Origin of the sequence: Saccharopolyspora dendranthemae (genome assembly GCF_007829955.1) — a bacterium.
In the GTDB taxonomy this organism is placed as follows: Bacteria; Actinomycetota; Actinomycetes; order Mycobacteriales; family Pseudonocardiaceae; genus Saccharopolyspora; species Saccharopolyspora dendranthemae.
The window spans coordinates 173463-186095 of sequence record NZ_VIWX01000006.1; the positions used below are offsets into that span (position 1 = coordinate 173463).

11 protein-coding genes are annotated in these 12633 nt (G+C 69.5%); 2 read left to right on the forward strand and 9 right to left on the reverse strand.

Annotation, left to right across the window (positions count from 1 at the left end; all coding sequences use genetic code 11):
* Positions 1 to 76 precede the first annotated feature (76 nt).
* Positions 77 to 655 carry an SMI1/KNR4 family protein gene (locus FHU35_RS25310; RefSeq protein WP_145744149.1) on the reverse strand — a complete coding sequence of 193 codons (579 nt, stop codon included), beginning with the start codon at positions 653 to 655 and terminating at the stop codon, positions 77 to 79.
* 258 nt (positions 656 to 913) lie between these two features.
* Here FHU35_RS25310 and FHU35_RS25315 point away from each other — a divergent pair, with 258 nt between their 5' ends.
* A complete protein-coding gene (locus tag FHU35_RS25315) occupies positions 914 to 2143 on the forward strand; it encodes a primosomal protein (protein WP_145744151.1) in 1230 nt (409 codons plus the stop codon).
* A gap of 227 nt (positions 2144 to 2370) precedes the next feature.
* On the opposite strand, the gene FHU35_RS25320 is transcribed toward FHU35_RS25315, so the two are convergent.
* From FHU35_RS25320 to FHU35_RS25330, 3 genes are all read right to left on the reverse strand, one after another.
* Positions 2371 to 2946: an RNA polymerase sigma factor gene (locus tag FHU35_RS25320; RefSeq protein WP_145744154.1), complete on the reverse strand. Its 576-nt coding sequence runs from the start codon at positions 2944 to 2946 to the stop codon at positions 2371 to 2373.
* A gap of 92 nt (positions 2947 to 3038) precedes the next feature.
* A complete protein-coding gene (locus FHU35_RS25325) occupies positions 3039 to 3803 on the reverse strand; it encodes an IclR family transcriptional regulator (RefSeq protein WP_145744156.1) in 765 nt (254 codons plus the stop codon).
* 100 nt (positions 3804 to 3903) lie between these two features.
* Positions 3904 to 4992: an adenosine deaminase gene (locus FHU35_RS25330; protein ID WP_145744158.1), complete on the reverse strand. Its 1089-nt coding sequence runs from the start codon at positions 4990 to 4992 to the stop codon at positions 3904 to 3906.
* Between the two features lie 345 nt (positions 4993 to 5337).
* On the opposite strand from FHU35_RS25330, the gene FHU35_RS25335 reads away from it, so the two are divergent.
* Positions 5338 to 6579 (forward strand): hypothetical protein, encoded by a 1242-nt coding sequence (locus FHU35_RS25335; protein ID WP_145744161.1) that lies wholly within the window; start codon positions 5338 to 5340, stop codon positions 6577 to 6579.
* Between the two features lie 42 nt (positions 6580 to 6621).
* On the opposite strand, the gene FHU35_RS25340 is transcribed toward FHU35_RS25335, so the two are convergent.
* The 5 genes from FHU35_RS25340 to FHU35_RS25360 form a co-directional block, all read right to left on the reverse strand.
* The gene (locus FHU35_RS25340; protein WP_145744164.1) at positions 6622 to 7905 is read right to left on the reverse strand and encodes a thymidine phosphorylase; all 1284 of its coding nucleotides are present in this window, start codon (positions 7903 to 7905) and stop codon (positions 6622 to 6624) included.
* A gap of 199 nt (positions 7906 to 8104) precedes the next feature.
* Positions 8105 to 8482, reverse strand: coding sequence for a cytidine deaminase (locus tag FHU35_RS25345; protein ID WP_145744166.1), 378 nt, complete (start codon positions 8480 to 8482; stop codon positions 8105 to 8107).
* Positions 8479 to 9738: an ABC transporter permease gene (locus FHU35_RS25350; protein WP_145744168.1), complete on the reverse strand. Its 1260-nt coding sequence runs from the start codon at positions 9736 to 9738 to the stop codon at positions 8479 to 8481. Before FHU35_RS25350 ends, FHU35_RS25345 begins: the two co-directional genes overlap by 4 nt.
* The gene (locus FHU35_RS25355; RefSeq protein ID WP_145744170.1) at positions 9735 to 10823 is read right to left on the reverse strand and encodes an ABC transporter permease; all 1089 of its coding nucleotides are present in this window, start codon (positions 10821 to 10823) and stop codon (positions 9735 to 9737) included. The genes FHU35_RS25350 and FHU35_RS25355 overlap by 4 nt, the downstream gene beginning before the upstream one ends.
* Before the next feature lie 145 nt (positions 10824 to 10968).
* Entirely contained in the window at positions 10969 to 12501 is a 1533-nt protein-coding gene (locus FHU35_RS25360) for an ABC transporter ATP-binding protein (RefSeq protein WP_145744172.1), read from the reverse strand.
* Positions 12502 to 12633: the final 132 nt, after the last annotated feature.

Consider the following 12633-nt stretch of genomic DNA (forward strand, 5'->3'; position numbering starts at 1 on the left):
ACGTAACACCGACTAGTGTGCGACGCCAACTAGTAGGTCAGAAAAGATCCCCACCGGAACTCCGATGGGGATCTGATCAGCGGATCTGCCAGTCCAGGCGGCCGTCCTCGGTCACCGTCGGGTAGCTGTGCCCGGCGGGCGCGCCTTCGACCAACGAGCGGTGGACGTCGGCGAGCATCGCCGCGATGCCCTGCCACTCCGGTCGCAGCACCTGCGCGTGCTCCTGCTCCCACTCCAGGACGCATCCGCGCAGCGGCCCCGGACGCAGGTCGACCACCAGCTCGTCGGCGAAACCGTCGCCCGCGATCGGGATCCACGACGGGTGGAAGCTGGACCCCGGCGAACCCGCGTAGTAGTCGCAGGCCGGCCGTTCCCACTGCGCCGTCCAGGTCTTGCGGTGATCGCGCCACGCCGACAACGCCTGCTCGGCGCCGTAGGGCGTGTAGAAGGGCGGGAGCACGTCCGCCAACTCGCCATCGGTCCCACCGCAGCGGAGCCACAGCTCGCGCAGATCACCCGGGAGCTCGACGGAGAACTCGGCCTCCAACTCGGTGAAATCCGGCTCCCGGGCGGGAGGACGAAGGGCGGCTGCGGTGACCGGCGCATGTCGTTCGAGCCATTGCGCGATCTGAGTCCACAGCTCCGTGACATACATTCCGATCATGGTCGCCTGCGGCGCACCCGGACGGTACCGCCAATGGGGACTTCGCCGACGAGCGGTGAGCGCGCTGGGCCGAACAGGGGACCCCGATTGCCCCGAAGTCCCCGCACCGACGAATGATCGTTACCAACTGTTCCGTCGACCGTTGCAATGATCGAACCAGCTACGGTGACACCGGACCAGGGCACAAGCCGTCCACGGCCAACCCGTAGGCTCCCGCGGGGTCTGGTTCCGGTGACCGGAGGTAGAGAGATGGCGCAGGACATCGTCCCCATCGAGCTCGGGCTGCCGCAGGGAGACGTCGTCACCCTGTGGGCACCGCACTGGCGCGAAGATGGGGAAGAGTGGGAAGCGTTCCTCGGATACGGGGACGACCTCTACGGATTCCCCGATCCCGCGCGGCTCGCCGCGTTCGTGCGCACAGCACGGGAGCACGATCTCGACGACCACCCGGCGTGGCACGTGGTGCCCGCGCTGTCGGCCGTCGAGCTCAGCCCGGACGAGAACCACCAGTTCGACCTGGTCGGCGTCCCGGAGCTCGTCGCGGAGCCGCTGGACACGTGGACCGTCGCCGAGCTCGCCGAGATCGTCGAGATCACCCGGTCGCTGGCCGAGGTGTGCGAGCTCGACGCCGTCGACGAGGTCCTCGACGCCGCGGACGGCTTCTCCCTGCTCAACCAGGGGATGCTGGCCTTCAACGGCCGCGACGGCCAGAAGCGCTGGAACGAGCTGTGCAAGGTCGTGGTGGAGCGCTGGGACGAGGTGCTCGACGCCGTCGACGGCGTCGTGAGCACTCCGGACGTGCCCGCGGACGCGGTCGCCACCGCCGAGACCGAGCTCGCCGAGGCCACCGAGACCGACTCCGACGAGGAGAGCACCCGCTCCGCGCCCTCCGACGACGTGGACGAGATCGACGAGGTCGAACCCGGCTTCTGGGGCGAGATCGGCATCGACCCGATCCAGATCATCACCAGCGACAGCGAGCTCTACACGCTGCGCTGCTACCTCGGCGACGACCCGGTCTTCCTCGGCAGCGACGGCAAGATCGACGTGTTCCCCTCGTCGCGCGCGCTGGCCAGGTTCCTCGCCGACGACGAAGCCGTCGAGAACACCGACCTGGCCCGGGTCGCCACCTGGCAGCAGCTGCGCGACGCGGCCGTCGGAGGTGAGCTCGAGGTGGAGGTCGAATCCGACAACACCTACGTGCTCAACGGCCTGGACACCGACCTCGCCGAAGGTCCGTCCGAAGTGGACTCCACGCAGCTGGACCTCGCCGAGGAGCTGCTGCTGGACGCGGCGGCCTGGTCGGGCGACGACAGCGCCGAGAAGGCCCTGCAGTCCTCGGAACGGCTGGGCTGGCTCGTGTCGTTCATCCTGCGCCCGAGCCCGAACCGGATGCCCCCGAGCGCACCGTTCGACGCCGAGGTCGAGGCCTGGCGCACCCTCGTGTCCCAACTCGAAGACCGCTTCCGCAAGCACTGACCAGGCGCGCGCGGGGTTCGTGGAGTCGCATCCAGTGCGGCGGGTGCCGTTGTTTCAGGTGTGGGACTCAGCTGGCACCGCCGCGGGTTCTCACACGCTGTCTGGCGAGTACGCCGCGACGCCGATGTCCACCCCGGGGTAAGCGGAAGACATCAGGAGTGGCGCACGGAGTCCAGACGGCGTGTGCGGTTCCGCCACCCGCACCGCCAAGCAACGAAATTCCGCGCTCACGCGAGAGTGGTGAGCTTTCTGGTGCGCAGGTTCCGCTCGTAGGCCTGCCGCAGCCCCTTCCTCGCCCGGTAGACCAGCGCCGCCGCGCTGTTGCGGCTCAGGTTGAAGCGGCGGCTCAGCTCCGACGGGGTCTGGTTCTCCACCTCGACCGACCACAGGACCTGCCGCCAGCGCTTCGGGAGCCGGGCGAACGCCTCGCTCACCCGGGCCCGTTCGAGCTCGCCGTCGGCGGGATCGGTGCAGGACACCGGGTCCTGCGGCGCGCAGAACTCCTCCAGGTCCGCGGTGAGGAACGTGCGGCGGGACTTGGCGTTCGACGCCGTCGCGAGGTTGCGGATCGTGGTGAGGAGGTAGGCGCGGAACGCCCGATCCGGACCGCCGCCCCTGCGCAGCACGTCGAGGATCTTGGTGAATGCCTCGGAGACGAGGTCGTCGGCGTCCGACGGGACCACCGCGACTTGCAGGGCCGTGGTGCGGGCCGCGGTTCTGTGCAGGGCGTAGAGCTCCGCGAACGCGATCGTCGAACCGGCTCGGACGTCGCGCAGCAACATCCGCTCGTCGCCCGGTGGCATCGGGTACCCCTCACTGGCCGCTTGCGAAGATCATCCGACGAGCCGGAGGGGTTGACAAGGCGCGGCTTTTCAGATGGTGATCGAGCGCGGCGTCAGGTCCAGGCCGCCCGCCCGCCGGCCAGCGCCAGGACCCGGGAGATCTCACCGGCCGCCGAGCGCAACGGCAGGACGTACTGGCCGGTGGTGGCGAGCCTGCGGGCGGGGAACGAGATCGCGAGCGTGACCGGCGAACCCGGGCCCAGCACGCGGGCCGCCAGGCACGCCGTGCCCAGCGAGTACTCCTCGGTGTCGGTGACCAGCGACTGCTCGGGACGCTCCACCAGCTCGCGCAACCCGGTGATGGTGCGCGGCGTGAGGTTCTCCGGCGGGTACCGGTGGAAGTGGTCCGCGCGCTCGTCCTCGCTCAGCCCGGACAGCAGGCACTTGCCGACCGCGGTGGCGTGCGCGGCCTCCCGGAAGTCCACCCAGGCGTCGACCCTCGGCGCGCGCGGGCTGTCGACGATCTCGTCGACCTGCACCTCGCCGTCGTGGTAGCGGGCCAGGTAGATCGCGGCCCTGAGATCTTCGCGGAGCTCGACCATGAGGCCGCGGATCCTGCCGCGCACCTGCTGCACCAGCGCGGCGTCGTGCAACCCGGTCACCTGCCCGCCGACGATGAACGCGCCGTCGTCCAGCTTGGCCAGATATCCCTCGTGGACGAGGGTGCGCAGCAGGTGGTACGTCGTCGGCAGCGCCAACCCGGTGCTGCGGGCGAGGGATTTCGCCGTGACCCCGCCAGGATGTTCGCCGACGACCTCCAGCAACCGCAGGGCCCGCTGGACCGATGCGATCAACGTGGGTTCGCTGCCCCTACTCACCTGCGCCTCCAGGCCCCGCAACGGCGAGCAGCTGCGGGCTCTCCGGCGACACGGCGGTGTGCCGCCGGAGGTCCGCAGCCTAGTGCCCGCAGCGCGCCGGTCAGGCCAACATGTCCGAATACTTCGGTTTGATCTGCTCGTTGATGATCTCCAGCCGCTCGTCGAACCCGAGGAACGACGACTTCATCGCGTTCACCGTGAACCACTGGAAGTCCTCCCAGCCGTAGCCGAAGGCCTCGTGGAGCGCGGCGAATTCGCTGGACATCGAGCAATGGCTCATCAGCCGGTTGTCGGTGTTGATGGTGACCCGGAAGCGCATCCTGGCCAGCAGGCCGATGGGGTGCTCGGCGATCGACGGCGCCGCGCCGGTCTGCAGGTTCGACGACGGGCACATCTCCAGCGGGATCCGGCGATCCCGCACGTAGGAGGCCAGTCGTCCCAGGTGCGCGGTGCCGTCGTCATCGACCTTGATGTCGTCGACGATGCGCACTCCGTGCCCGAGCCGTTCCGCGCCGCAGTGCTGGATCGCCTCCCAGATCGAGGGCAATCCGAACGCCTCACCGGCGTGAATGGTGAAATGCGCGTTCTGCTGCCGCAGGTATTCGAAGGCGTCGAGGTTGCGGGTGGGCGGGAATCCCGCTTCCGGGCCCGCGATGTCGAAGCCCACGACCTGCGCGTCCCGATACCGAATCGCAAGGTTGGCGATTTCGGTGGATCGCGCGTTCTGCCGCATCGCGCACAGCAACGTCCCGATTCGGATTCTCTTGCCCGCGGCCTCGGCGCGGCGCTCTCCTTCGCGGAAACCGTCCTGCACCGCTTGCACGATTTCGTCCAGGGTCAAGCCCTGTTCCTGGAACAGTTCCGGCGCGTACCGGACTTCCGCGTAGACGACGCCGTCGTCGGCGAGGTCTTCAGCTGCTTCGGCCGCTACCCGCGACAGCGCTTCGGCGGTCTGCATGACCCCCACTGTGTGCGCGAAGGTCTCCAGGTAGCGCTCCAACGAGCCCGAGTCCGCTGCCATCACGAACCACCGCGCGAGGTCATCGGCGTTGTCGTGCGGCAAGCCGGAATACCCGCCTTCGTGGGCGAGATCGAGGACGGTCTGCGGACGCAGCCCGCCGTCGAGGTGATCGTGCAGCAGCACCTTCGGCGCCTGCCGGATGTTTTCCAGGTTCACCGGTGTCGACATGCGACTACGTTACCCGCAGCGTTGGGGTGACTCACACAGTGCCACCGCATGATCACCCAACGACTTCAGCGCAGTTCAACGGCTATCCACCACTGCGCCGTTCGGGGTTCACAACCCATTGGCCGAAGGGGCTCCGCGAAAAAACTCACCCGTATGGAGGCAATCACGTTTCTTGGAGCATTCAGTTCCGGTCCACTGATGCGAACAGCCCAATAGCACACCGCCAATCAGACCCAAATGGCCGATCAATGTCGCGGAATGTAACGGGGGGCGGCTATGGGCGCGAGAAGAGAGTGGCTACGCTTCTGAGGTCCTCACCCCCCTCGACGAAGGACGCCTCTAGCCGTGACCGAGAACATGTCGTTCGACCGCATGCGCAACATGCTCACGCGTGCGGCTGAGATCCGCGAAAGCGAACAGCAGCAGATTTTCGACGCACTCGACGAAATCCATGCCCGGCTCTCCCCGCTGGAGTCCCTGGGCTCCGTGCGCAAGCGCCTGTCCGAGCTGCCCGACCGCACCGAGGTCAGCGTGCTCGCCGAGCGGCTCGACGAGGCGCTGTCCAAGCTGGAAGCGCACGACGGTGCACTGCTGGACCTCAAGGGTGCCGTCGAGGCCGTGGTGGACAAGCTCGCCAAGCCCTTCGCCCAGCTCGACGGCCGTCTCGACGGCGTCGCCGGGCGGATGGACGGCGTGTCCGGCCGCATGGACGGCCTGGAGGACAAGCTCGGCCACATCCACAGCCGCATGGACGAGCTCGGCGCGCACCTGGACAAGCAGGACAACCGCCTCGAAGCCCTTCCCGCGTCGGTCAACGACCCGATGCGCGACCGCGTCGACTCGCTGGAGACCAGCCTGCGCGGCCGGTTCGCCGAGATCGACGAGGGCGTGCACGAGCACCTCGACGGAACCCGCGAGGCGCTGCAGCGCGCGGTCACCGAGTCCGCGGGCAGCACCCAGAAGGACCTCAACGAGGCCCAGAAGGAGCTCGCCGCGTCCCAGAAGGAGCTCGCGGACGCCGTTTCCGGCTCCCGCGACCAGCTGGACGCCAAGCTGGACCACCTCGCCGAGCGCCCGGCCGTGGACCCGACCGACAAGCTCAACGACCTGGCCGGACGCCTCGAGGCGCTGACCGACCGGCTGGACCAGGTCTCCGGCCGGCTCACCCAGGTCGAGGACAACGTCAACACCCGCATCGACAGCGTCGAGCAGGGCGTCAGCACCCGGTTGGACAACGTCGAGGAGGGCGTCAAGTCCGGTCTCGGCGAGCTGGGCGGCACGCTGTCCCAGAACCTCTCGCAGCTGTCCGGCACGCTGTCCCAGCGTCCCGACGCCGACAAGCTCAACTCCCTGGTCCGCGAGGCCAACGAGGAGAGCGAGCAGCGGCACGCCGGCCAGCTGGACGAGGCCATGGCCACCTTCGCCGAGCTCATCCTCGGCGGCAGCGCGCAGTCCAGCCCGCCGCCGCCCACCACGCTGCCCCGTCAGCAGCGCCGCGGCCGCTCGAAGAGCGCCAAGCGGGACAACAACGGCGAGAACAAGGCGATCGAAGGCGGGGACGAGGACTTCACCGCCGAAAGCGCCTGACGAGCGTTCCGCTCCCCGCATCGCGGTGCGGGGAGCGGGATCTCATCGGTCAGCGGTGACCTTGTCGAGAATCAGCGGTGTCGGCTCCACGTCGGCACCGCTGATGTCGTAAGCACCCGCGAGCGCTTCGCGAGCCCCGGCGAGGGTGTCGGGGCGGTCGGTGCGCAGTTCCAGCAGCGGCTGCCCCTCGGTCACCCGCTCCCCGGGTTTGACCAGGCACAGCACGCCCGCCGCGTGATCGACCGAGTCCTCCTTGCGGGCCCGGCCCGCTCCCAGCCGCCACGCGGCGAGCCCGACGGCGTAGGCGTCGAGCCGGGTGAGCGCGCCTGACGCGGGTGCGGTGACCGTCTCGACGTGTGCGGCCTGCGGCAGCTCGGCTTCGGGATCCCCGCCCTGGGCGGAGATCATCCGGCACCAGACGTCGTAGGCGCGGCCATCGGCCAGCACCTCGGCGGGGTCCACATCGGACACTCCCGCGCGGTCCAGCATCTCTCGGGCCAGAGCCACGGTCAGCTCCACGACGTCCGGCGGCCCACCACCGCGCAGCACCTCGACGCTCTCGGCGACCTCCAGAGCGTTGCCCGCCGCACGGCCGAGCGGCGCCGACATGTCGGTGATCAGCGCGCTGATGCGCAGCCCGTTGGCGTCCCCGATGCCCACCAGGGCGGTGGCCAGCTCCCTCGCCTGGTCCAGGTCCTTCATGAAAGCGCCCGAGCCGCACTTGACGTCGAGGACCAGCGACTCCACGCCTTCGGCGATCTTCTTGCTCATGATCGAGCTGGCGATCAGCGGCACGGACTCCACCGTGCCGGTGACGTCGCGCAGCGCGTAGAGCTTGCGATCAGCGGGGGCCAGGCCCTCGGTCGCCGCGCAGACCACCCCGCCGACGTCGCGCAGCCGGTCCCGGATCTCGTCGGCCGAGAGGTTCGCCCGCCAGCCGGGGATCGACTCCAGCTTGTCCAGCGTGCCACCGGTGTGGCCCAGTCCCCTGCCCGAGAGCTGCGGCACCGCCGCGCCGCACGCGGCGACCAGCGGCGTGAGCGGCAACGTGATCTTGTCGCCGACACCGCCGGTGGAGTGCTTGTCCACAGTGGGCCTGCCGACACCGCCGAGCGCGAGGGTCTCACCGGAGGCCACCATCGCGGCGGTCCACCGGGCGGTCTCCTCCCGGGTCATGCCGCGCAGCAGCACCGCCATGGCCAGCGCGGACATCTGCTCGTCCGCGACATCACCTCGGGTGTAGGCGTCGATGACCCAGTCGATCTGCTCATCGCTGAGCCGCAGCCCGTCGCGCTTGGCCCGGATCACCTCAACCGCGGAATGCATGTCGCCTCCTCACATCACCACTGGTCATCTTCACCCGACCTCCGACCCCCTGAACACGCCTGACAGGCGGGGAATCTGAACGCCTCGGCGCGAGCGCGCCGGGAGACACCGTCGTGTGGGTGTGGGGGGAAGTTTTCATGAAAACTTCCCCCCACCCCTGGGGTAATGCGGCATGCGCAGAACCACTCCTCAACAGCTCCTAGAGCTGGAAGGCGTCGGGGAGGACCTGGGTCATCGGGAGCGGGCCGTGCGGGGTGTCGACCAGGCAGTCCGGCCCTCCGAGCTCGTGCAGCAGCTGGCGGCAGCGACCGCAGGGCATGAGCAGGTCCCCGGTACCGCTGCGGCAGGCGACGGCGACGAAGCGGCCACCGCCGGTCAACCGCAACTGCCCCGCCATCGTGCACTCCGCACACAACGTCACGCCGTACGAACCGTTCTCGACGTTGCAGCCGGTCACCACGCGCCCGTCGTCGCACAGCGCCGCCGCGCCGACCTGCAGCCCGGAGTAGGGGCAGTAGGCCAGCGCGGCGGCCTCGACCGCCTTGGCGCGCAACGAGTCCCAGTCGGGCTCCGTCACTGGTCGGCACCTCTCCGGTATTGCAGGCCGTTGGCTTCCGGTGGTCGGAGCTGCTGCGCTGCCACGCCCAGCACGACCAGCGTGACCAGGTGCGGCGTGTAGGCGGTCAGCTCCTCGGGCAGCTCGTCGGTGAACCAGTAGACCGAGTACATCGCCGCCGACGCCACCAGCGAGATCCCGGCGGCGAACCAGCTGCGCCGCCAGACCTGCAGTGCCGCGACCACCACGAGCAGCAGCGTCGCACCGTAGAACAGGGCGTGCACGCTGGTCTCGCCGCTGCGCAGCTGCAGGCCGTCGGAGTAGCCGAACAGCGCGGCACCGCCGAGCAGACCGCCCGGGCGCCAGTTGCCGAAGATCATCGCGGCGAGGCCGATGTAACCGCGGTTGTTGGTCTGGCCCTCCAGGTAGCCGGCCTGACCCGGGTTGAGGATCAGCGCCGCACCACCGATGCCCGCCAGCGCGCCCGAGATGATCACGGCGAGGTACTTGTACCGGTAGACGTTCACGCCGAGGGATTCGGCGGCGACCGGGTTCTCGCCGCAGGACCGCAGCCGCAGCCCGAACGGCGAGCGCCACAGCACCAGGTAGCTCGCCGGGACCAGCAGGTAGGCCAGCATCGTCAGCGGCGAGACGCCGGAGACGAGACCTCCGAGGATGCCCGCGATGTCGGAGATCACGGCCCGCTGCATGTCCTCCAGCTGCTGAAGCCAGGTGGCCAGCGGCTGCATCGAGTAGGTGTCGAACTTCGGCACCGGCGGCGACTGCCGGGGGTTCTGCGAGACCGGCTCGAAGAGCAGCGTCGAGAGGTACTTCGCCGCACCCGCTCCGAGCAGGTTGATCGCCACACCGGAGACGATGTGGTTGACGCCGAAGGACACCGTCGCGATCGCGTGCAGCAGCCCGCCGAGCCCGCCGAACAGCGCCGCGGCGACGAGTCCGGCGAGCGGACCCCACTGGTACCCGGCCCAGGCGCCACCCCAGGTGCCCATGATCATCATGCCTTCGAGCCCGATGTTGATCACGCCGGCTCGTTCCGCCCACAGACCGCCGAGCGCGGCCAGCAGGATCGGGATGCCCAGTCGCACGGCGGCCTGCACCGTGCCCGAGCCGGTCAGCTGCGGTACCCCGGTCTGGTACGAGGTGATCGACAGCGCGACGAACCCGACCGCGACCCACAGCAGCACCCGGGCCCAGCCCGGCATCTTCGTCCCGCCGCCGCGGGCGGCCGGGACCTTCTCCTGAAGCGCGGCGGTCATGCCCGCTCACCTCCGCTCGCGGCGACCGGTTCGGCGGTCTCCAGGACCTTGCCGACCCTGCGCTGCTCGGCGGCCAGTTCGCGGCGGCGCACCAGCTCGTAGGCGACCACCACCGACAGCACGATGGTTCCCTGCAGGATGGTCACGATCTCCTTCGGGACTCCGATGTTGTCCAGCGTCAGCGAACTCTTGTCCAGGAACGACCACAGCAGGGCGCCGAAGGCAACGCCGAGCGGGTGGTTGCGGCCCAGCAGTGCGATCGCCAGGCCGGCGAAGCCGTAGCCGGTCGGGAAGTTGACGGTGAAGGTGTGGTCGCGGCCGAGGATCTCCGGCAGCCCGGCCAGGCCCGCGATCGCTCCGGAGATGAGCATCGCGGACAGGATCATGCGCTTGGAGTTGACGCCGCCCGCGCGGGCGGCCGTGGGCGAGAGCCCGGAAGCGCGCAGCTCGAAACCGTATCGGGTCCGATCCATCAGCAGCGCGTAGCCGATGCCGACCAGCACGGCCAGCAGGACGAGTCCGAACACCGTTCCCGCACCGCCGAGCGAGAGGCCCGGCACCGTGCCGCTGTCCGGGATGATGGCCGTGCCCTGGCTGTTGCCGCGCATCTCGCCGAACACCCGCACCAGGAAAGCGATCACGCCGATCGACAGGGTGTTGAGCATGATCGTGGAGATCACCTCGGACACCCCGCGGTAGACCTTGAGCACCGCCGCGATCCCGCACCACACGGCCCCGGTGACCGCGCCGACCACCACGACGAGCGCGGCGTGCAGCCCGAACGGGAGGCTCACCGATCCGGCGACGATCGCGGCGACGCACGCCGCGAGCCGGCACTGGCCCTCGATGCCGATGTTGAGCAGGTTCATCTGGAAACCGATCGCAGCCGCGATCGCCACCAGGTAGTACGCGCCCGCCGTGTTGATGATGTCCACGGCGGTCGTCCCGCGACCGACCTGCGCGATCATCTCCGCCAGCGTCGCGAGCGGATCGGCTCCGGAGACCAGCAGCACCGCGCTGCAGAGCACCGCGGAGAACACGATCGCCAAGAACGGCGGCGTCAACCGCGTCCGCCAGCTGTTCACACCGCCTCCTGTGCTCGTCGGGGACGCCCCGCGCCCCGGTCGGCGCCGCGAGAAGGACGAAAAGTGGGCCTCACACCGCCTCCTGTGCCATGCGGGGACACCCCGCACCCCCGGTCGGCGCCGCGAGAAAGCCGAAAAGTGTGCCTCACACCGCCTCCTGGGTTCCCGTCATGGCAGCGCCCAGCTGCTCCGGCGTCACCGAGCGCGGGTCGGCGGTGGCGACCAGGCGCCCCCGGAACATGACCCGGATCGTGTCGGAGAGACCGATGAGTTCGTCGAGATCGGCCGAGATCAGCAGCACCGCGAGGCCCTCGGCCCTGGCGGTGCGCAGGTGCTCCCAGATGCCCGACTGCGCGCCGACGTCCACGCCGCGCGTGGGGTGCGCGGCGATGAGCAGCCGCGGTTGCCCGGAGAGCTCCCGGCCGATGATGAGCTTCTGCTGGTTCCCGCCGGACAGCGCGGCGGCGTCCACCTCGATGCCCGGGGTGCGCACGTCGAACTGCTCGACGATGCGGCGGGTGTCGTCCTTGGCACCCTGCCGGTCCAGCCACCGGCCGCGGGCGACCGGTCGCCGCGTCTGGTGCCCGAGGATCCGGTTATGCCACAGCGACTCGTCCAGCAGCAGGCCCTGCCGGTGCCGGTCCTCCGGCACGTACCCGATCCCGGCCTCGCGGCGGGCGAGCGTGCCGAACGAGGTGATGTCCTGATCGCCCATCCTGATGCGACCGGACGCGATCTGGCGCATGCCCATGATGGCCTCGACCAGCTCGGTCTGGCCGTTCCCCTCGACACCGGCGATGCCCACGACCTCACCGGCGCGCACGGACAGCTCGATCTCGTCGAGCACCGGGCGCTGCGACTCGACGGCCGAAAGTCCCTCCACGGCGAGCACTTCGCGATCGGTCACCGTGGACGGACCGCGCTCGGGGACCGGGAGCTCGCTGCCCACCATCATCTCGGCCAGCGCGCGACTGGTCACCTCGGACGCGCCCACGCTGCCGACGGTCGTTCCGCGCCGCAGCACCGTGATCGTGTCGGCGATGCTGCGCACCTCGTCGAGCTTGTGCGAGATGAACAGGAACGTGAAACCCCGCTCCCGCATGGTGCGCAGGGTCGTGAACAGCTCGTCGACCTCCTGCGGCACCAGCACCGCGGTCGGCTCGTCGAGGATGATGATCCGCGCGCCGCGGTAGAGGACCTTGAGGATCTCGATGCGCTGCCGCTCGGCGACGCCGAGGCTCTCGACCAGCACGTCCAGCCGCAGCTCGAAACCGGCCTGCTCCGCCAGCTCCCGCACCCGGCGACGCGCCTTGGCGCCGATGCCGTGCTCGCTCTCCGCGCCGAGCACGACGTTCTCCAGCACCGTCAGGTTGTCGGCCAGCATGAAGTGCTGGTGGACCATGCCGATCCCGGCCTTGATGGCCTCGGCCGGGGTGCGGAAGGCGATCTCGTCGCCGCGCACCCGGATGGTTCCCGAATCCGGCGCCTGCATCCCGTAGAGGATCTTCATCAGGGTCGACTTGCCCGCCCCGTTCTCACCGCACAGCGCGTGCACCTCGCCAGCGCGAACGGTCAGGTTGACGTCGGAATTGGCCACGACGCCGGGGAAGGTCTTGGTGATGCCGGTCAGCTCGACGGCCGGCGGGTCACCGGATTCCGGCTCGGCAGAGGTGTTCATGGTGCTCCAGGGCTTGTCTCCACCGGCAGCGAAGCAGATGGACGCTCAACAATGGACGGTTTCGGTCCAGGACCGGCCGTCTTGGCGCGAAACCGCCAACCGGGAGTGGCGACGAGGAAGGGCACCTCGCAC

What these genes read in the sequence shown, in the direction of transcription:
- FHU35_RS25315 (WP_145744151.1), top strand. Translation starts at nt 914, where the DNA reads ATGGCGCAGGACATCGTCCCCATCGAGCTCGGGCTGCCGCAGGGAGAC.
- FHU35_RS25350 (WP_145744168.1), bottom strand. Translation starts at nt 9,738, where the DNA reads ATGACCGCCGCGCTTCAGGAGAAGGTCCCGGCCGCCCGCGGCGGCGGG.
- FHU35_RS25320 (WP_145744154.1), bottom strand. Translation starts at nt 2,946, where the DNA reads ATGCCACCGGGCGACGAGCGGATGTTGCTGCGCGACGTCCGAGCCGGT.
- FHU35_RS25340 (WP_145744164.1), bottom strand. Translation starts at nt 7,905, where the DNA reads ATGCATTCCGCGGTTGAGGTGATCCGGGCCAAGCGCGACGGGCTGCGG.
- FHU35_RS25310 (WP_145744149.1), bottom strand. Translation starts at nt 655, where the DNA reads ATGTATGTCACGGAGCTGTGGACTCAGATCGCGCAATGGCTCGAACGA.
- FHU35_RS25330 (WP_145744158.1), bottom strand. Translation starts at nt 4,992, where the DNA reads ATGTCGACACCGGTGAACCTGGAAAACATCCGGCAGGCGCCGAAGGTG.
- FHU35_RS25360 (WP_145744172.1), bottom strand. Translation starts at nt 12,501, where the DNA reads ATGAACACCTCTGCCGAGCCGGAATCCGGTGACCCGCCGGCCGTCGAG.